The organism is Vibrio sp. Vb2960, from assembly GCF_033337665.1.
Taxonomy (GTDB): Bacteria; Pseudomonadota; Gammaproteobacteria; order Enterobacterales; family Vibrionaceae; genus Vibrio; species Vibrio alginolyticus.
This window is the reverse complement of sequence record NZ_JAWORD010000014.1, coordinates 66,669-84,322: the sequence shown is the minus strand read 5'-3', so window position 1 is coordinate 84,322 and position 17,654 is coordinate 66,669. Positions and strand designations below refer to the sequence as shown.

At 45.6% G+C, this 17,654-nt stretch carries 22 protein-coding genes; 10 read left to right on the top strand and 12 right to left on the bottom strand.

The window, feature by feature from the left end; all coding sequences use genetic code 11:
* Window positions 1-4: 4 nt before the first annotated feature.
* The 8 genes from R7O03_RS13765 to sctW are packed head-to-tail and all read right to left on the bottom strand — an operon-like array spanning window position 5 to window position 5,113.
* The gene (locus tag R7O03_RS13765) at window positions 5-289 is read right to left on the bottom strand and encodes an LcrG family type III secretion system chaperone (RefSeq protein WP_005395092.1); all 285 of its coding nucleotides are present in this window, start codon (window positions 287-289) and stop codon (window positions 5-7) included.
* A 60-nt stretch (window positions 290-349) separates the two neighbouring features.
* Window positions 350-763, bottom strand: coding sequence for an LcrR family type III secretion system chaperone (locus tag R7O03_RS13760; protein ID WP_054575029.1), 414 nt, complete (start codon window positions 761-763; stop codon window positions 350-352).
* Window positions 763-2,889 (bottom strand): SctV family type III secretion system export apparatus subunit VcrD, encoded by a 2,127-nt coding sequence (vcrD, locus tag R7O03_RS13755; protein ID WP_086013006.1) that lies wholly within the window; start codon window positions 2,887-2,889, stop codon window positions 763-765. Before vcrD ends, R7O03_RS13760 begins: the two co-directional genes overlap by 1 nt.
* Window positions 2,873-3,214 carry a type III secretion system chaperone VscY gene (gene vscY / locus R7O03_RS13750; protein ID WP_158156522.1) on the bottom strand — a complete coding sequence of 114 codons (342 nt, stop codon included), beginning with the start codon at window positions 3,212-3,214 and terminating at the stop codon, window positions 2,873-2,875. Before vscY ends, vcrD begins: the two co-directional genes overlap by 17 nt.
* A 5-nt stretch (window positions 3,215-3,219) precedes the next feature.
* Window positions 3,220-3,597 carry a type III secretion system protein VscX gene (vscX, locus tag R7O03_RS13745; protein ID WP_064368455.1) on the bottom strand — a complete coding sequence of 126 codons (378 nt, stop codon included), beginning with the start codon at window positions 3,595-3,597 and terminating at the stop codon, window positions 3,220-3,222.
* A complete protein-coding gene (gene sycN, locus R7O03_RS13740) occupies window positions 3,594-3,968 on the bottom strand; it encodes a type III secretion chaperone SycN (protein WP_005388159.1) in 375 nt (124 codons plus the stop codon). Before sycN ends, vscX begins: the two co-directional genes overlap by 4 nt.
* Entirely contained in the window at window positions 3,955-4,239 is a 285-nt protein-coding gene (locus R7O03_RS13735; protein WP_005377239.1) for a TyeA family type III secretion system gatekeeper subunit, read from the bottom strand. The genes sycN and R7O03_RS13735 overlap by 14 nt, the downstream gene beginning before the upstream one ends.
* Complete coding sequence (gene sctW, locus R7O03_RS13730) at window positions 4,220-5,113, bottom strand: type III secretion system gatekeeper subunit SctW (protein WP_005388156.1); 894 nt, start codon at window positions 5,111-5,113, stop codon at window positions 4,220-4,222. Before sctW ends, R7O03_RS13735 begins: the two co-directional genes overlap by 20 nt.
* 185 nt (window positions 5,114-5,298) lie before the next feature.
* On the opposite strand from sctW, the gene vscN reads away from it, so the two are divergent.
* The 10 genes from vscN to R7O03_RS13680 all read left to right on the top strand — a co-directional run bounded on the left by vscN (window position 5,299) and on the right by R7O03_RS13680 (window position 13,861).
* Window positions 5,299-6,621, top strand: coding sequence for a SctN family type III secretion system ATPase VscN (gene vscN / locus R7O03_RS13725; RefSeq protein WP_086046788.1), 1,323 nt, complete (start codon window positions 5,299-5,301; stop codon window positions 6,619-6,621).
* A complete protein-coding gene (locus R7O03_RS13720; RefSeq protein WP_042523778.1) occupies window positions 6,618-7,079 on the top strand; it encodes a type III secretion protein in 462 nt (153 codons plus the stop codon). Before vscN ends, R7O03_RS13720 begins: the two co-directional genes overlap by 4 nt.
* Before the next feature lie 9 nt (window positions 7,080-7,088).
* Window positions 7,089-8,300, top strand: a complete 1,212-nt coding sequence (locus R7O03_RS13715; RefSeq protein ID WP_086046789.1) for a type III secretion system needle length determinant — start codon at window positions 7,089-7,091, stop codon at window positions 8,298-8,300.
* Window positions 8,297-9,265, top strand: a complete 969-nt coding sequence (gene vscQ, locus R7O03_RS13710; RefSeq protein ID WP_086046790.1) for a SctQ family type III secretion system cytoplasmic ring protein VscQ — start codon at window positions 8,297-8,299, stop codon at window positions 9,263-9,265. The genes R7O03_RS13715 and vscQ overlap by 4 nt, the downstream gene beginning before the upstream one ends.
* On the top strand, window positions 9,262-9,912 hold the full coding sequence (vscR, locus tag R7O03_RS13705) for a SctR family type III secretion system export apparatus subunit VscR (protein ID WP_005377232.1): 651 nt from the start codon (window positions 9,262-9,264) through the stop codon (window positions 9,910-9,912). Before vscQ ends, vscR begins: the two co-directional genes overlap by 4 nt.
* A gap of 13 nt (window positions 9,913-9,925) precedes the next feature.
* Window positions 9,926-10,192 carry a SctS family type III secretion system export apparatus subunit VscS gene (gene vscS, locus R7O03_RS13700; RefSeq protein ID WP_005377227.1) on the top strand — a complete coding sequence of 89 codons (267 nt, stop codon included), beginning with the start codon at window positions 9,926-9,928 and terminating at the stop codon, window positions 10,190-10,192.
* Window positions 10,189-10,974, top strand: a complete 786-nt coding sequence (sctT, locus tag R7O03_RS13695) for a type III secretion system export apparatus subunit SctT (RefSeq protein WP_086046791.1) — start codon at window positions 10,189-10,191, stop codon at window positions 10,972-10,974. The genes vscS and sctT overlap by 4 nt, the downstream gene beginning before the upstream one ends.
* Window positions 10,975-10,989: 15 nt before the next feature.
* Window positions 10,990-12,039, top strand: coding sequence for a SctU family type III secretion system export apparatus subunit VscU (gene vscU, locus R7O03_RS13690; RefSeq protein ID WP_005387129.1), 1,050 nt, complete (start codon window positions 10,990-10,992; stop codon window positions 12,037-12,039).
* 102 nt (window positions 12,040-12,141) lie between these two features.
* Window positions 12,142-12,852: an AraC family transcriptional regulator gene (locus R7O03_RS13685; RefSeq protein WP_158156528.1), complete on the top strand. Its 711-nt coding sequence runs from the start codon at window positions 12,142-12,144 to the stop codon at window positions 12,850-12,852.
* A gap of 106 nt (window positions 12,853-12,958) precedes the next feature.
* A complete protein-coding gene (locus R7O03_RS13680; protein ID WP_373921550.1) occupies window positions 12,959-13,861 on the top strand; it encodes a DMT family transporter in 903 nt (300 codons plus the stop codon).
* A gap of 89 nt (window positions 13,862-13,950) precedes the next feature.
* Here R7O03_RS13680 and R7O03_RS13675 read toward each other — a convergent pair whose 3' ends face one another.
* The 4 genes from R7O03_RS13675 to R7O03_RS13660 all read right to left on the bottom strand — a co-directional run bounded on the left by R7O03_RS13675 (window position 13,951) and on the right by R7O03_RS13660 (window position 17,562).
* On the bottom strand, window positions 13,951-15,429 hold the full coding sequence (locus R7O03_RS13675) for a hypothetical protein (protein ID WP_005387135.1): 1,479 nt from the start codon (window positions 15,427-15,429) through the stop codon (window positions 13,951-13,953).
* 9 nt (window positions 15,430-15,438) lie between these two features.
* The gene (locus R7O03_RS13670; RefSeq protein WP_158156532.1) at window positions 15,439-15,897 is read right to left on the bottom strand and encodes a CesT family type III secretion system chaperone; all 459 of its coding nucleotides are present in this window, start codon (window positions 15,895-15,897) and stop codon (window positions 15,439-15,441) included.
* Window positions 15,898-16,127: 230 nt separating this feature from the next.
* Window positions 16,128-17,105: a type III secretion system effector VopR gene (gene vopR, locus R7O03_RS13665; RefSeq protein WP_086046794.1), complete on the bottom strand. Its 978-nt coding sequence runs from the start codon at window positions 17,103-17,105 to the stop codon at window positions 16,128-16,130.
* 10 nt (window positions 17,106-17,115) lie between these two features.
* On the bottom strand, window positions 17,116-17,562 hold the full coding sequence (locus tag R7O03_RS13660; protein WP_250158388.1) for a type III secretion system chaperone: 447 nt from the start codon (window positions 17,560-17,562) through the stop codon (window positions 17,116-17,118).
* Window positions 17,563-17,654 lie beyond the last annotated feature (92 nt).

The following is a 17,654-nucleotide window of genomic DNA, read 5'->3' as shown; positions in this document are numbered from 1 at the left end:
ACCTCTAAATCATCATGCCGCGCATCACTGTGGGACGCTTTCTGCGTTTACCTGACGTACCTTGTAGCTGATTTTGTTGTTGCCGGCGGCGCTGGACTTCGTCTATTAGCTCTTGCTCTGCACGTTTCATGGTATCTACTGGTGCTTTTATGCCGCCAAGTAAAACATCACCCGCAACAGGACCAACACCTAAGCCTTCCAATAGCTCGTTAAAAATATCGGTTCTGTCTTCAGCTTTTCTAATGGCAAGCTCAGCGTTCTCAATCGCATCGGTAAACGGTTGCTTCATCTTGATTCCTATCTTAAAGCGGGTCATCTCATCGGTGCTGTCAGTAACAGTCGTGAGTTTTTACTTTTTCAACTTTTTCAAAGGTCTATAATCTGCTAGGCATAAACAGTACCAGTCGTCTAGCTCATCATGGCTTGCACCGCATGCTTTTAGATAGAATTGTGCCAATCGCTGGCTGCTCATGTTGCTACCACGTAACACATCGACGTTGCCGCGAATGACCCAATCGGAGGGATAAAGTTGAATGGCATGTTCAGCCAAGAGAAATAAGCCGGCAAAGGGGTTACTCAACCCCAATTTTGGACGAACGCGTTTCAGAAGAACGATGATGATTTCACCGTCCTCCACCCGAAAAACGAGCTCTAAGCCCTCAACTTCAATTCGATAACCAAGTTGAATTTCACTTTGTTGCCAAAAGTATGGCGTCACTTCGATCCCCGCTTGCGCCAGCGAGAGTATTAGTTTTGTTTTCATTACATCCCCACCCTTCCAAGTGGCTGAATATTGATTTGCTGGGTTAGTTCTTGAAATGACAAAACGGGCAGATCGTAGTATTCCGATTCAATAAGCTTTCGCACATATCGGCGTACATCCATAGACACAACTAGCACAGGTTTATTCGGCATGCGGCTTAAGTCACCAATGGTCTGTTTCACATCACTGACAAATTGTTGCGTTACTGACGGGTCTAACGCCAAGTAACTCCCTGCTGAGGTTTGACGAATACCGCTGCGTATTGTGTCTTCGAGATTTTGATCCAATAAGTAAGCGGGCAACATGTTTTGTCCGCTTGCGTATTTGTAGCAAATGTAACGTTTTAAGCTGGAACGAATGTACTCCGTCAGCTGTACAACATCTTTCTCTTTTTGGCCCCACTCAACCATCGCTTCCAAGATCACGCGAAGGTTTCGGATAGAAATGTCTTCAGAAACCAAGCGTTGCAAGATTTCCGTCATTTTTTGCAACGGAACAATACGCTGGGCCTCTTTGACTAGCTCCGAATAACTGCCTTCCATCTGCTCCAACAGATAACGCGTCTCCTGAATACCAATAAAGTCTTGTGCGTACTCCTTGAGAACATGAGACAAGTGGTACGTTAAAATTCTGTCGGGTGTGAGAAAACCTACATGACTGGCTACGAGTTTTTGCTCATAACTCTGTGCCACCCAAATGCTAGAAATACCAGGTAGAAAATCTTCATCTTGCTCATAAGGCACGCCTAATAAATCGATCTGTTCATTCCCTTCTGTCACCAAGAGTTGATCTTTAACAATTCGTCCTCGTGCAACCGGGACTTCTTGTAACTGAATTAAGTACTCGCCATTTTGCATCCCCTCGTTAAAGCGCAGGTGGATGCCTGGGAAAGGCACGCCTAGGTCAAGATATAGTGCGCGTCTAACCCTTGCTAGCTCTTCATTTAATGCGACCGCTTCCAAGCTTTCCTGAAGGCTCGCGTCAAGATCAATCAACAGCGGGACCGTCATGGCGAACTCTTCTTGCTCACCTAACTTACCTTTACTGTTTCTAGAAGGCGTGGGTTTGCTTGGCTTCGCTGCTGGCGAACCGGCCCCTTGCGAAACAAAGCTTGATAAGTCGGTGCTATCTGATTCCGCTTGTTTTTTCTGTTGATAGAAAAGGAAGAAACCACCACCACCAACCACGGCGGCCAAGACCAGAAAAGTGATTTTTGGAAACCCAGGGATGAGCGCGAACAGCACCAAAAGCACACCACCAATAAGAAGCGCACGTGGCTGAGCAATCACCTGCCCACCAATATCCGATCCAAGATCAGAAGAGTCTTCATGAGAAACACGCGTCACGATAATACCGGCGGTAATCGCGATAAAGAGTGCCGGGATCTGCGACACCAAACCATCACCAACGGTCAAAATCGCAAATAACTCAAGTGCTTCAGAAGCACTCATGCCTTTTTGCGTTACCCCGATCGTGACGCCACCTAAGATGTTGACCACAATGATGACCAGACCCGCAATGGAGTCGCCTTTAACGAACTTCATCGCGCCATCCATCGAGCCATACATTTGGCTTTCTTTTTCAATCAGTGATCGTCGGTGCCTAGCTTCGTGTACGTCAATTACTCCAGCACGCATGTCACCGTCAATACTCATCTGCTTACCAGGCATCGCATCGAGTGAGAAGCGCGCACTAACTTCTGCTACCCTTTCTGAGCCTTTGGTGATCACCATAAACTGAACAATGGTAATGATCAGGAACACAACAATACCGACCACTAAGTTACCGCCCACAACGAAGTTACCGAATGTATAAACGATTTGACCAGCATCGCCTTGTAGCAAGATCAAGCGGGTTGTCGTGATAGATAAAGACAGACGAAACAATGTCGTGATCAATAGCACCGCAGGAAATGCAGAGAACTCAAGTGGCGTGGTGATGTAAATCGCTAACATAAGCAGCACCACCGCAATGCTCATGTTGGTGCCAATCAGCACATCCACCAGTGCGGTAGGAAGTGGCAATATCATCATAAAGACGATCGCGAGTAACATCACCGCAAGCATGATGTCTTTGCGTTGCCCTACTTTGTTTAGAATATCGATCAACTTATTCATGTGATTCACTATTTAAAGATTGCAGATAGCGTCGGTGCGCTTGGCGTGCCCCATCGACGTCATTTTGTTTCCAACGCGCTTGGCTTAAACAAAACCAGAGTCCTGCCGAGTCAGGATGAAGGTCAGATTTTAATAAGTGCTCACACACCTCAATCGTCCGGGTATATCGACCACTTTGTAAACACGCCACAGCAAGTGTTTGCATCGCCTCTTTGTGATGCGGTTCTATTTCTAGAACCGCATCGAGAATAGAAATGGCATGCTCTGGCTTTTGGTATTGAACTTGTAGCGCAGCGTGAACAAGTAAGAGTTCAATGTCTTTGGATCTCAACATGTTGGTTAGACCTGAATAAGGAGATTGAGCGCCATAGTAAGGTAACGCTGATCAAGTTGTGTACTTTGTAGCGTTTCGGATGCTTTGATAAAAGAAACGGAGCCTGAGTCCTGTGCAAGAACTTGCAGCTGAGCCAACGTTTCATCGAACTGTTGGCGGTACTTTTCTGGACGCAACAATTCTGAGTGCAACAATTTTGGCTTGGTTAACGCGATTAGGTATTGGTCTGAAGGCCTGAGGTCATAGAGCTTCTCTAAATGCGTAGCGACCGCCTGTCCATCCGGAAGTAATTGAAACCGTTCAGGGAAATCGGCCTTAACCTCACTATGAGTAACATGCGTGAAGGCTTCTATGCCTACGTTTAAAGTGCTAACTCGAGTCATGAGCCTGCCACATCGTTATGTAGACGAGCCAAAAGCGTAAACGCTTGCTCTAAGGTCGGAAGTGTTACTTCTTCTCCTTTTAGCCTTGCTGAAAAAACCAGAGTTTGCTCATCTAACAAGCCGGTTTTAATTTCGAAAGGCCAGCCTTGATCGGCATGACACAAACACAGTGCACTTTGAATCATGTCACTGGTTTGATGCCAAGATAACGCTCGAGACAACATCAAGAATAACTGCTCACCCTGTCGCTCAATATGCAGCGTACCACTTTGCTCAAAATCCAGCTGCACCCGTCCAGCTGATGAGAAATCGACGGCATCGAGCCCCATTCCTCGGCAAAATTCATCGACGGATGCATCAATCCAACTCATCTTCCCACGCTTCCTCTTCTTCTATATCAATGGCTTCGTCTAGCGCCTTTTGTACCGCTTGGATTAAATTCTGTCGTTGTTCTTCATCGGCGAATACGTCAATTGGGATTGCGCGAACTAACTTATGGAACTCTCGAAAAAAATCGATTTTTTGTTCTACCGCCGTCAATTCCATTGCGTTGGCGACTTTCCATATCTCATCACTGCTTACCCATCGCTGCTCTACCAACGCAATCACATCAGCCATCAAATTAGAAACTTGATAAGCCATAATTCGTCCTTTCCGGTTTAAACATTTGGAACAGCTGATTCACACGATCTTGCAACGTATTTAGAGTTTTGAGTTTTTGCATATCGGACATCAACCACTGCAACTTAACCGAATCGATACTGCTACCTTGAACACTAAGATCTGCACTCATGCCTTGCAGCATAAAGTCAACAGCAGTCGATACCTCCTGCTCACCAAAGCGCGCCACTACATCTTGATAAGCCGCGCCGAGCCCTTGATAACTATGAACGGTATCGCGGTAGAAGCCGCGCAGCTGATGCAAAGAGCTAAACTCTTGCTCTTGGCTGTATTCATCAGCAAAATTTGAGACACGGATTTCCGTATCAATTTGAGACCATGTATCTGGGTTTTGCTCGATTCTTAGAAGTGCTTGGTCAATCAGCGCTAGTAGGTGTTTACTTTCTGGACTCGCACTCAAAAACTTTTTAACGGCTTTTAGGGCGAGGTATTGATGGCTTTTCTCCTCGGAAAACCCATTCAAGTAGGCTTGTAATTGCGCGATGGTCGAGATATTTCCTCCCGCCATTTTTGTAGCCAAATCTTTGATCTTTTGATTCTTTTCAAGATCAGGGACTTTTCTTAAATAGTCCGAAACGAGTTCATGTGCTTCATTAACTCGAACACCACTGTCTTTCACTTTGCGCTTGGTCAGATCTTTCTCTGCTTTTTCGGAACCGAGTGAAGTGAGTTCTTCCATCGCATCAAAAAGTGATTGTGTGGCATTGTGAACACGGACGGTTTCACCGCGATAATTGCCTTTTTGTGAAACGTCGGGGCGAGACGATTCCAACCCGTTTTGGATAGACGCATCAAACTTTGGATTTGTTGCGATATGATTGTTGATAATACTCATTCACTTGCACTCCTTCCGCACAATACAGGCGAATTATAGGAAGTGCGCTTTTTTGAAGCTGTCAAAATCAGACGTGTTTTTTTAGTGCGCTTTCAGTTTTCTAAAAACTCCCGACTGATATTCACTATAAATTGATTCTTATACTTTCTATCCTCTCAGCATCAATCATTGCGCATATTTTTACCTTGAACGATTTCTCATACATCACTGATATCCAACAATCTGCGATTAAACACACGCGTTTGATCCAAATTCGCGGGCGCGTTACACAAGTCACCGGCACCATTATCAAAGCTGTCGTCCCTGGCGTTCGTGTAGGTGAACTGTGTGAGTTGCGTAATCCCGATCAAACTCTGTCTTTGTTAGCGGAAGTGGTTGGCTTCCAGCAGCATCACGCTCTGCTCACCCCGTTAGGAAATATGTTTGGGATTTCCTCAAATACAGAAGTAAGCCCAATGGGCAAAATGCACGAAGTGGGTGTTGGCGACCACCTGTTAGGTACAACGCTTGACGGGCTTGGACGTCCTTTCGATGGTACGCAGAGTCAGGAACCAAGTGCTTGGTATCCTGTTTATCGCGATGCGCCACCACCAATGCAACGTAAACTAATTGAAAAGCCAATCTCTCTTGGCGTTCGATCCATTGATGGGCTACTGACCTGTGGTGAAGGTCAGCGCATGGGTATTTTTGCAGCGGCTGGCGGGGGTAAAAGTACCCTACTGGCAAAACTGATTCGCTCCGCAGAAGTTGACGTGACCGTTCTCGCCTTAATTGGTGAACGCGGACGCGAAGTGCGCGAGTTTATTGAGCATGACCTAGGCGAAGAAGGAATGGCCAAATCGGTTTTAGTGGTCGCTACCTCTGATCGCCCAGCAATGGAGCGCGCCAAAGCCGCCTTTGTTGCCACTTCTATCGCAGAATATTTTCGTGACCAAGGTAAACGCGTGCTACTGCTGATGGATTCGGTGACGCGTTTCGCCCGCGCACAGAGGGAGATTGGACTAGCCGCAGGCGAGCCACCAACACGACGTGGCTATCCGCCTTCTGTTTTTGCCGCTTTGCCAAAGCTGATGGAACGAGCTGGACAATCAGACAAAGGATCAATTACAGCACTGTACACCGTGTTGGTGGAAGGTGACGACATGACGGAGCCTGTCGCGGATGAAACTCGCTCAATTCTAGACGGGCACATCATTCTCTCGCGCAAACTTGCGGCAATGAACCATTACCCCGCCATTGATGTACTTCGGTCAGCAAGCCGAGTGATGAATCAAATCGTTGAACCCGATCATCAGGCGTCTGCTGCTCATATTCGCGAAATGTTAGCTAAGTATGAAGAAGTTGAGCTGCTAATCAAAATTGGCGAATACCAACATGGCGCAGATAGTCGAGCGGATTTGGCCATTGCACAAAGTGATGATATACGCACCTTTTTACGCCAAGGCACTCATGAACCAAGCGATCTTGATGGCGCTATCGCTCAACTTAAAGGGATGGCGAAACAATGATAGAACGCTTATTAGAAATCAAAAAAATTCGCGCTGAACGTGCGGATAAAGCCGTCAAGCGTCAAGAATACCGAGTGTCAAACGCCGCAGCACAGGTTCAAAAGGCCGAACGTTCTGTCGCGGACTATCACGTTTGGCGCCAGGAAGAAGAAGAGCGACGTTTTGCTAAAGCAAAACAACAAACACTCGTTCTCAAAGAGCTAGAAACATTAAGACAAGAAATCGCGTTGTTAAGAGAGAGAGAAGCCGAACTTAAACAACGTGTGGCCGAGTCAAAAAAAGCGCTTGAAATCGAACGCTCGGCACTTAAAGAAAAGCAAAAAGAGGCGCGACAAGCCCATAAAACCAAAGAAAAATTCGTTCAGTTGCAGCAACAAGAAGTCGCGGAAAAATCGCGAGAAAGGCAATACCAAGAAGAACTCGAACAGGAAGAGTTTCGCACTGTCGACATTATCTAAAGGTTCACTATGCGCATTACCCCAACAACTGAAACATCGAATACGCTGCACAAATCAACGCCGGAACAAGCGCCTCTCGAGAAGGAGGCCGAGCTTCAATCACAATTCGAGCATGCAATGACGAAGAAGCCTAGCAAGGGAAAGGAGTCTATCGTTGCGAATCCCCAAAAAAATCATACTGGCGAAGAAGACATACCGCTAAGGCATAAGACATCTCAAGGTCTAGATAAGAAACTTAACCTATCGAACCAAGAAGCCAACGCTGACAAAAACATCTCCACTTTAAAAGGTCAAAGTGACGTCGTCAGTAAGAGAGATATAGAGAAATCGCAAGACGACGCAGCAAATAGCGAAGAAATAATTAGCAAAAACAATAAATTGCTTAAACATGATGGAAAAAGCGATGGCGACACAGTTCTAAGTTCCCCTTCTACCGAGCGTGTTGATCCTCACTTTCAAGCTCAAGCTCATTTGAAAGATGATAAACCGACGCCGATGGATCAACGTATCTCACCGGATTGTCTCTCTACGCTTGAATCTGGCTTGCTCCCCCAAAGTGCGACAGCGACAGAGCTCGCTCAAGATGGGATTAACATTGTTGGCTTAACGAAAAAGCAAACTGAAAAAACGCACAATAAGCGTGCAACTCCGCCGCTACAGAATACAGGCAAACGACCAGACCAAACTGGTGGCCTGCCTGAAACCAAGCCTCTTGAAAAAATCGTGACGAAAAGCGCACTAGTCGCCGTTAAAACGGATGAAGAAAAAGTGCCTTCTCAACCCTTTGCAAGTGCGGTAACACAAGGCGATGTCATCCTAAAAAGTGTTGCTTCGCAGGCTCAACCAAGCCCAACGCGAGACGTAAACCAATTACTCCAGCAATTGGTGGACAAAATCTATGTTGCTCTACCAACCGCATCGGACAACAAAGAGGTTCGGCTGTTTCTAAGTGAAGGGCAATTAAAAGGTGGTGAAATCCACATAAAGTTGGACGCTCAAGGGTATAGCGTGACGATTCGACAAGAGCATGCCCTTTCCATTATTAGCCAGCAAGCTAGACAAGATCTTGCTGAACGGCTAAACCGATTCGGCGGTGAGCAGCCACTTCGCTTAGCGATCAGCGAACAAACTCAACAGCTCGATCAACAACAACATGAACAACAACACTCACGCCAACAACGCAGCGTGTATGAAGAATGGCAAGCGGAGAATGACCTATGACGCCGTTAATAATACCCAAAGTGGATGCAGAAAGTATCGCGCTCAGCAATCAACTTTGTGCAAAACAGTGCCACTTCCAAGGGACTGATGGTCAGAGCGTATCGATTACTGTTGCTCAAATCCCTTCATTTGAAGGGTTCCGTTTAACCACGTTGATTGGAGGGCAAACCCTACAAGTAGACTTTTCTCGTGCGCAGCTCCAACATTGGCTGAAATCGACCTTAAATGCTACTGCGTTTGAGTCCCTGCCTAACTCCCTCCAGTTAGCACTTTTGAGCTCACAGATAGAACCGCATAGTGAGGCAATCAAAGCGCTATTTGGTCAGTTACCCATTCTTAGTCAACTACAGCCGTTAGAGGCGAGCCAGGCCCAAGAGCATACTTTAATGTTAACCCTCAATAAGCCTAACGGCTCTCTTTGTTTGTGGGTTAGCGAAGGATCAGACGTGTTGTTGGATGCGCTACCAAACAGCGCTGCTCTACAAGCTCGACACCTCGCTTTACCTGTGTGGTTAAGTCTTGGAAGGACCCATTTGACGTTAAGCGAATTTAATTCGCTCGAGCTGGGAGATGTCATCTTTTTTGACGATGGTTACATCGCCAAGCAACAAGCCATTTTTCAAGTATCTAACCAGAATCTCTGGCGCTGCCAGCTAGATGACCAAACTTTTCACATTATTGAAAAAGAAACCAATATGAATGACGTAAACACTTCAGAAATGTTAACCGACCACCAGCAACTGCCTGTGGAACTCACGTTTGATATCGGCCATCAAACCATCACGCTAGAGCAGCTTAACCAGCTTCAGCCAGGGTACGTATTCGAGCTAAACCAGCCTGTATCTAAGCCGGTAACATTGCGTGCCAACGGCAAAATCATTGGTGAGTGTGAACTGGTTAATGTTAACGAACATTTAGGTGTGCGCGTAGTGGAGCTGTTCGGTGGCACGCAGGAGCCAGCATGATCCAGTTACCCGACGAGCTCAATCTCATTGTCAGCTTAGCACTGCTGGCACTGATCCCATTTATCGCCATGATGGCGACCTCGTTTGTGAAACTCGCCGTTGTATTCTCACTGCTGCGTAACGCTCTCGGTGTACAGCAAATTCCGCCGAATATGGCGCTTTACGGATTGGCTATCATTCTGTCAATTTTCATCATGGCTCCCGTCGGGTTTGAAACCTACGACTACGTAAAGCAGCATGATATCTCCCTTGAAGATTCTGCAAGTGTAGAAGGCCTCATTGAAAGCGGTTTACAGCCTTATCGAGAATTTTTGAAAAAGCATATTCGGGAAACCGAAGCCATATTCTTCACTGATGCTGCACGCACATTGTGGCCACAGAAGTACGTAGACCGTTTAGAGTCGGACAGCTTATTGCTCTTACTGCCCGCATTTACCGTCAGCGAGCTTACTCGCGCTTTTGAAATTGGCTTTCTGTTGTACTTACCGTTCATCGCTATTGACCTAATTGTGTCGAATATCCTACTCGCGATGGGGATGATGATGGTATCGCCAATGACGATTTCCCTCCCCTTCAAATTGTTGCTTTTTGTCTTGCTTGACGGCTGGACAAAGCTCACCCACGGCTTAGTGTTGAGTTACGGTTAATCACGGAGAAAGTATGCATTCTGCTGAAATCATTCATTTCACGACTCAAGCATTAACCCTAGTGTTGTACTTGTCATTACCGCCGATTTTAGTCGCAGCATTGGTTGGTACATTGGTGTCGCTTATTCAGGCGTTAACTCAGGTCCAAGAACAAACGTTAGGCTTTGTGGTCAAGCTTATCGCGGTCATTATTACGCTGTTCGTCACAACGCAATGGCTAGGGGCAGAGCTCCACGCCTTCGCCTCGCTTGCTATGGATAAAATTCCTCAAATACGATGAGTTATCACGACTTACACCAGGCTTTATTTTTGTACAGCCTGACGTTACCTAGGTTAATGGCATGCTTCATCTTTTTGCCTATTTTGAGCAAGCAAATGCTAGGCGGCACCATGGTGAGAAATGGTGTGCTTTGCTCACTCGCACTGTTTGTATTTCCGATGATTAATCAGCAAAGCTTGCCCGCAGAAACCGACGGTATTTGGCTGATAGTGATTTTGGGTAAAGAGGTATTAATTGGGCTATTGATCGGGTTTGTTGCTGCTATCCCCTTTTGGGCAATAGAAGCGGCTGGCTTTCTGGTCGACAACCAACGTGGTGCTGCCATGGCAAGTATGTTTAACCCAACGCTAGGCTCACAATCCACACCAACAGCCGTGTTGCTGACCCAAACGTTGATTACCCTGTTCTTCTCTGGCGGGGGCTTTGTCACTTTTATCTATGCGTTATTCAAAAGCTATACATCTTGGCCGATCGTGGACTTTTTCCCAACCGTTAGCGACGCATGGGTGAGCTTCTTCTACGCGCAATTTGAACAGCTTATGTGGCTTGGTGTGTTGATGTCCGCTCCACTAGTGTTGGCAATGTTTCTTGCTGAGTTTGGTCTGGCGCTTATCAGTCGTTTTGCACCGCAATTGAATGTTTTTTTCCTTGCCATGCCAATAAAAAGTGCCATCGCGAGTGTTTTACTGATCGTGTATCTCGGAATAATGATGGATCACTTTGAAGTACAGTTTTACGGCATTACCCGATTCGCAGAACAACTCAATACCATTTGGCAATAACGCTTAGGATTCTTTATGAGTGCAGAAAAAACAGAGCAACCCACCGCAAAAAAGTTACGCGATGCTCGGCAGAAAGGTCAGGTTGCCAAAAGCCAAGAAATAGTATCGTCTGCATTAATTTTGGCGCTCATAATTGTACTGTTTGCGTTCGCCGATTATTACATGTCGCACATCTCAGCGCTTATTCTCCTACCAAGTAAGCTTGCTTATCAGGGTTTCCAAGATGCGCTAGTCGATGTCGCTATAGCCATCGCAAAAGAAATTGCCTATCTACTCGCTCCGATTATTCTGGTTGCTGCACTCGTCGCCATCTTTTCCAATATGGGGCAGTTCGGATTCCTATTTAGTGGTGAATCCGTTAAACCCGACATCAAAAAGATCAATCCCGTCGAAGGTGCCAAACGCATTTTTTCCCTTAAGAGTGTGATTGAGTTTATCAAGTCGATCCTTAAAGTCTCTCTTCTTTCCTGCATTATCTGGGTGACGTTACGCGGTAACATCAACGCTTTAATGCAAATTCCAACTTGTGGGCTAGAATGTGTCCCGACCATTACTGGCGTCATGATTAAACAATTAATGATTATCTCTTCGGTAGGCTTCATCGTCATCGCTGCCGCAGATTTTGCGTACCAGAAATTTGATCACACGAAAAAGCTCAAAATGAGCAAGGACGAAGTGAAGCGCGAATACAAAGAGATGGAAGGCAGTCCAGAAATAAAAAGCAAACGTCGTCAATTGCACCAAGAGCTACAAGCCTCCAATCAACGCGAAAACGTTAAACGTTCTAATGTATTAGTTACAAACCCAACACATATCGCGGTTGGCCTTTATTACAAGAAAGGCGAAACGCCCCTGCCCGTCATCACTTTGATGGAAACCGATGCGGTAGCCAAACGTATGGTCGCAATCGCTAAAGAGGAAGGCGTGCCTGTGATGCAAAAAGTCCCTCTTGCTCGTGCACTATACGCCGACGGTAACGTCGACCAGTACATCCCAAGCGATCTTATTGAGGCAACTGCGGAAGTGCTTCGTTGGTTGGCTTCGTTAGAGTCCGAGGCGGACTAACAAACCACATCCCATTCAAGATCTGGGCTTACAACTACCCAGCTTTCAACCTCGATACTTTCAACGCTATAATGCGGTATCCTTTAACTGTATGTTGTTTTTATGAAATCTAGCTTAAGCATTCGCTCCTACACGAAACGTATGAGCCGACATACTCATAGTGATTATCATCAACTGGTGCTTCCTCTCCAGGGCAACATACATATTGATATGGATAGCTATGTCGGAAAGGTGGCGATTGGCGACTGCATAGTCATCCCCAAAAGTTGTGCTCACGGTTTTAATGCCGAAGAGTCATCACGCTTTATTGTTGCGGATATGACCACTTTGCCCACTCATTTGATGGATAATAGTGTGGCTGTGTTTTCGATTAGCCCGCCTCTACTGAGCTTTATCCAGTTTGTCGAAAAGCAACTTGAGTATCAGGTTAATGATGAAATTGAAAACTCAATGGTTGCAACCTTCTATCTGTTGCTGGAGCAGCAAAAGCGGTCTCGCTCCGTAGATTCGCGTATTCGAGATGTACAGGTTGTGATCGCCGAGCAGCTTGATCAGCCACTCACCATTGCCTCATTAGCGAATGCCGCTTGCTTGAGTCCGACGCAGTTTAAAAAGCTTTTTAAAGAGCAGCTAAAAGTGAGCGTCCATAAGTACATTACACTACAACGTATGGAAAAAGCCAAAGCACTACTGACTCATACAGACCTTCCAGTTCAGTTGATAGCTGAACGAGTTGGCTATAGTGACCTTTCCGCGTTTAGTCGACGGTTTTCAATGCATTTTGGTATGTCTCCTAGAGAGTTTTCCCGGTAGTCACTAAAATAGTCCTCTGGAACAAGTATTCCGTCTTTTCAGCACAAAAATCTCTATCGCTTTCTTTTATTCTTTCTACCCTAAAACAGCCATTCACTAGGTAGAAATTACAGTGTTAAAAAAACATTTCACCGACTATCAATTAGGAACTTTATCCATACTTTTTGCTTCAACCCTGTGGGGAACGACGGGCACCGCTGCCAGCTTGGCACCGGATGTCAGTGCTCTCGCCATTGGCGCATTTTCTATGGGTATTGGTGGATTTATGCAAGCATGTCTGTCTGCGAAGTCACTGAAGAGAGATTTTCGAAAAGTCGTACATAAGAAGAAAACGTTACTGGTTAGTATTATCGCCTTAGCCACCTACCCACTGGCTTTTTATTCATCAATGCGATTCGCCGGTGTGGCTATTGGTACGGTTATTTCTATCTCCACTGCTCCTTTCTTTTCTGCTTTGTTAGAGTGTCTCTTTAGCCGAAATCAGACCATAACCAAGCGCTGGATGATGAGTTTCGCAATCGGGGTCATTGGCATTACCTTGTTGCTGGCTTCTGAGTCATCCGCAAATAGCTTATTTGATCAGGATATGAAGCATTGGGGTGTATTACTTGGCCTATTGGCAGGTTTGACGTACGCCATTTACTCATGGGGAGTAAAGGCTATGATTGACCACGGCATTGAATCGCAAACGGCCATGGGAAGTGTTTTTGGTATTGGTGGAGTTTTGCTTCTACCAACACTTTTTATCACGGGTGATAATCTATTTGCATCGTCAACTAATACGACGGTCATGCTCTACATGGCCTTGATTCCAATGGGGTTAGGTTACATCGCTTTTGGGTTTGGGCTACGGTTTGTTACAGCCAGTGGAGCTAGTATACTCACGCTATTTGAACCTGTTATCGCAGCAGCACTAGCAGTTGCGATTGTTGGGGAAGAAATTTCTCTCATTGGTTGGGTTGGTATAACGTTGACACTTGTGTGTTTGTTTCTTCAGTCGAAAAATTAAATTCAATGGCGATGAGCCAGCCCCAAAAAGTAACGCTGACGGTAGATAAAGTAAGGAGCAGCACCTACTCCCTACTTTACCATTTGAAATTACACCCAGCCTTCTGCCAAGTACATCAATCGCAATTGACTTGGTGAGCCTAGTTTTTCTAGCGCATCTAATTGGACGTCACTCAGGTTTGGGCATTTATCAAGATAAACCCGTCCGTTTGCTGCATCTAGGGGGAGCTTGTAGGTGAGCTTTTCGTTGATTTTACTTGCTTCCCCTTTATCAATCGCTCGAACAGCTGGCATGAGCCAATCCCAATCTTCTCCTAACAGTTTTTTAAACGCCCCGTTAGCAATAGACTCGGTTTTACTTGGTGCATCCTCTGGGCTTAGCTTCAAGATAGAGTCTACGTCAGGAACCAAGTGCTCACTTGGCTCTGAACCCAACATCTTTTTCAGTGTTAATCGAGCGGCTTCCATCTCTTGTGCCTCTTTAGGCGCTTGAGGAGAAGTCATTGCAGTATTCTCCTTAGGGCCAAGGTACGCCATTAATGCGCGGACAGAAGCCGGATCTTGCATACTGAAGGTAAAGTCTCCTTTTGCATTGGAAACTTCAAGTCTAGGTAAAACACCAGACATTTCGCCTTGCATAAGTTGCTCTTTTACTTCCGTATTTAGCCCGTATGCCCCAGCTTGGTTCGCCACAAAGCCACCGCCACTCATGATAGCAGTCGTTGCCGCAGAACCGATTGCCTCTTTTGCTATCGGTGTGACGCCCACCGTTGCTACAGAGCTAACACCGAACGTGCCCAGGCTCCCCGTCGCCATACCTAACGTAGCTCCAATGCCACCTTCAGCCGACAGTATCGCATGACCTTGAGCCAAGGTTTGCTGCATCGGCATAGAAAGACGTTGATCTCGCCCTGGCAACTGTGAAATTTGTTCTAACTGATGATGGTAAGCCTCAGCATCACCATTTACGGCCGCTTTGTGCAACTCTCGACCTGTAGAAATCAATAAGCCAACGCCAGGTAATGCCAAGTTAATAACGGCGTTAACACCAGAACCTTTTAGCTTTTCTTTGCCCATCTGCAGCAGTTCAGCAGCAAAGCCATCCATTTTTCCCGGATACTGGGCTTCTAAGCTCACCTGCATACGCGGATCTTTGCTGATCGCATCAAACGTATTTTTAAGCTGCTGGTACGTATCGCTGCTCACTTTTATTTCATCCAATAGGCTGACAACTTCTAAGATTTTACGCTCAGTAAGTGGCTCACCGCGATAGCCTGAAGGACTCACTAGGGAGTAAGCCAACAGCGCAACCTCAGGTTTTTCTTGCTTAAGTAGCGCTTGTTTTAAATCAAGGTGAGTTTTGATGTTTTCTTGGAAAAACTTAGTGTATTTGCTTCTCAATACGCCTTCGTGAATAGAAGCAAACTTGTGACCTTTGTGGAATGTGGAAGGTTCTTTTACTTCACCTCTTTTACTGATCACTCGGTCATCTTTTTGCGCAGCAACTGCACGAAACTGCTCTAGATCAGGTACTGGGCTTTGGCTGATTTTTTGTGTTGTATTAACCATTTTTCTCTCCTACACACGAAGTGATTGAACATGAGCTTGTTCATGATTAGAGGTGGTTGGAATCGCTTGATCCAACATTGCGAAACGCGCTTGCCACAGCTCGGCCTGTTCAATAACTTCGTGAAACCAAGCGGTAAGGTTCGTCGTATTTAGATGCTCAAAGGGTTTACGTCCTGCTAAGACAAGCTGTCGACCATTTGGAGCTAAAGCAAGTGCGAGGCTGCCACTACCAATTCCTTGATAGTTAGCATGAGCAAGAAGCTCTAAACCTTTTAGTCGTTGTTCACCGGATTTTTCTAACCCTCCGAACGTTACAGACAACATCAAATCATCCGTATCTGTCGCGATGAAATACAACATGTAGCGATCATCGACCAGTAGCTGACAACGTTCATTTTCTTCAAAATTCAGTTCGGGCAACTCATTGAGTTGGCAAAACTCCAAGAGCAGTTGTTGAATCGTGTTCATAACTTTTTCCTTTTGTTTCAATAACTCTATTGAACAACGATTGCAGATTGAACGATGTCGGTAATGGCTTTATTTTTGTCACTTTTTCGCCTTCATTGTGAGGTTTTCCGCAGAAATCTCGCTCTAAAATCGAGTTGCCAGAGTAATAAAAAAGAGCAGCTCAGAGCTGCTCTTTCAATAAAGGTTAGATGCTTAGCATGGTGTATTTGCTCACTTCTTTTGCAGAGTGACTAACCCAGTTTATGGCTATCAAAAATGACTTCTGTTGGCGGGAACATATTCGAAACAGGTGGTCGTTGTGCATCTCCAAACATTGGTGCACCGAATGCAGATGTCGCCCACGGGTCAACAATTTTCACATCCTTACTCCACGTTGATGGATCTTTTATGTCGCTCCCCTCTTGTCGACCAACCAGTACATAAAGGTGTGTACCTGAATGACCCTTTTTAAACGCAACCACTTCTACTTTGGGTTCACTTTCAGGTGTTCCTGACATGCCTTGAATCATCTCAGCGGCGGCAGCAAAGGCAAATGTAGTACAGCAGCCGGATTTCGCGGTTTGTACTGCCTTAGCAATGTTCTGTAGAGTGCTTAATTGCGGTGCGGTTCCTCTTTGTGCTGCAGCTTGAACTCCGTTTGCGGACATCGTCGCTCTGTGATCTTGCATGATTCGCGCTTGATCCGCGTGAAGCTCTTTTAGTCGTGGCTTTCCTTTTGTTTCATAAAACTGTGACCCCTTAACACCGAACGTATTTAAGTCCGTACAGGCAAAATCACCAAGCTTTTGAAGGTTGGCTTTATGTTCGTTGATAAGCGCGACACTCGATGAGGCTTTATTGGTTTTGGAAGAAGAGGCTGCCGTTTGTGCCGTTGGCCAATTTGAGCTAGGGCCAGACGACAATCTCTCAAGATTTTTCAGGCTCCCAAGCGTTAACTTGTTTTCACCGTTCAACACATTTTTCAGCATGAGCTTCGCAACATCTTTAGGAATACCCTGCTTAGTAAGCAGGTTCACTACAATATCTTTCGCTTTATTCTGGTGGCTAATACGCGCGCTGATACTTTTATTTTTTGGTGCACCCTCTTTAACAAAAATATCTTTGCCGTTGTGTGCTCGAACCTCTTTGTCGTCAGCTTGATTTTGTGTCGCCAAATGTGACGTTAACTGACTCAACGAGTGCATGTGCGATGTATTAATATTGACCATGTGTGATGCCTTAAACTTGAATAAATGCGTGTACGTCTGTTTGGCTAAAATCTACAACCGTGTTGTTTTGAAATAACTGTACCCAAGTATCAACTAATTCATTCAACTGAATGATTAAGTTAGCAATGTTGGTGAGTTCACTTCCAGCCGCGATAGCAACTTGAAGAACAACGTCTTTGCGTGTTGGATTCACACAAAACTGCACACCACCTGTTTCTCGATACAAAAAGTTGTATTCAAGTAAAACTTGAAGTTTATCTAGCGTAATATCATCTTGTTCTATAAGCAGTTTTTTGGAAATCAATAACTCGCCTTTTTCCTCTACGAGCAGAACATCGACACTGTTGTTTTCAGCAAAATGCAGTGACCACATTTGATCGTCATACGCTGTCACGCGCTCAAAGTTCAGCACTTCTCCTAGCTCAGAGAGAAGCATATTAATCTTTCCTGTATCCATGTTGTGTCCTGTCTAATTTATTATAACTAAGTGACATCGATATATTTGTTTCAGCGAAGCCACTTGGGTATAACGGCTCATTTAAATAAGCG

What these genes read in the sequence shown, in the direction of transcription:
- R7O03_RS13765 (WP_005395092.1), bottom strand. Translation starts at nt 289, where the DNA reads ATGAAGCAACCGTTTACCGATGCGATTGAGAACGCTGAGCTTGCCATT.
- R7O03_RS13760 (WP_054575029.1), bottom strand. Translation starts at nt 763, where the DNA reads ATGAAAACAAAACTAATACTCTCGCTGGCGCAAGCGGGGATCGAAGTG.
- vscY (WP_158156522.1), bottom strand. Translation starts at nt 3,214, where the DNA reads ATGTTGAGATCCAAAGACATTGAACTCTTACTTGTTCACGCTGCGCTA.
- vscX (WP_064368455.1), bottom strand. Translation starts at nt 3,597, where the DNA reads ATGACTCGAGTTAGCACTTTAAACGTAGGCATAGAAGCCTTCACGCAT.
- sycN (WP_005388159.1), bottom strand. Translation starts at nt 3,968, where the DNA reads ATGAGTTGGATTGATGCATCCGTCGATGAATTTTGCCGAGGAATGGGG.
- R7O03_RS13735 (WP_005377239.1), bottom strand. Translation starts at nt 4,239, where the DNA reads ATGGCTTATCAAGTTTCTAATTTGATGGCTGATGTGATTGCGTTGGTA.
- sctW (WP_005388156.1), bottom strand. Translation starts at nt 5,113, where the DNA reads ATGAGTATTATCAACAATCATATCGCAACAAATCCAAAGTTTGATGCG.
- R7O03_RS13720 (WP_042523778.1), top strand. Translation starts at nt 6,618, where the DNA reads ATGATAGAACGCTTATTAGAAATCAAAAAAATTCGCGCTGAACGTGCG.
- R7O03_RS13715 (WP_086046789.1), top strand. Translation starts at nt 7,089, where the DNA reads ATGCGCATTACCCCAACAACTGAAACATCGAATACGCTGCACAAATCA.
- vscQ (WP_086046790.1), top strand. Translation starts at nt 8,297, where the DNA reads ATGACGCCGTTAATAATACCCAAAGTGGATGCAGAAAGTATCGCGCTC.
- vscR (WP_005377232.1), top strand. Translation starts at nt 9,262, where the DNA reads ATGATCCAGTTACCCGACGAGCTCAATCTCATTGTCAGCTTAGCACTG.
- vscS (WP_005377227.1), top strand. Translation starts at nt 9,926, where the DNA reads ATGCATTCTGCTGAAATCATTCATTTCACGACTCAAGCATTAACCCTA.
- sctT (WP_086046791.1), top strand. Translation starts at nt 10,189, where the DNA reads ATGAGTTATCACGACTTACACCAGGCTTTATTTTTGTACAGCCTGACG.
- vscU (WP_005387129.1), top strand. Translation starts at nt 10,990, where the DNA reads ATGAGTGCAGAAAAAACAGAGCAACCCACCGCAAAAAAGTTACGCGAT.
- R7O03_RS13685 (WP_158156528.1), top strand. Translation starts at nt 12,142, where the DNA reads ATGAAATCTAGCTTAAGCATTCGCTCCTACACGAAACGTATGAGCCGA.
- R7O03_RS13675 (WP_005387135.1), bottom strand. Translation starts at nt 15,429, where the DNA reads ATGGTTAATACAACACAAAAAATCAGCCAAAGCCCAGTACCTGATCTA.
- R7O03_RS13670 (WP_158156532.1), bottom strand. Translation starts at nt 15,897, where the DNA reads ATGAACACGATTCAACAACTGCTCTTGGAGTTTTGCCAACTCAATGAG.
- vopR (WP_086046794.1), bottom strand. Translation starts at nt 17,105, where the DNA reads ATGGTCAATATTAATACATCGCACATGCACTCGTTGAGTCAGTTAACG.
- R7O03_RS13660 (WP_250158388.1), bottom strand. Translation starts at nt 17,562, where the DNA reads ATGGATACAGGAAAGATTAATATGCTTCTCTCTGAGCTAGGAGAAGTG.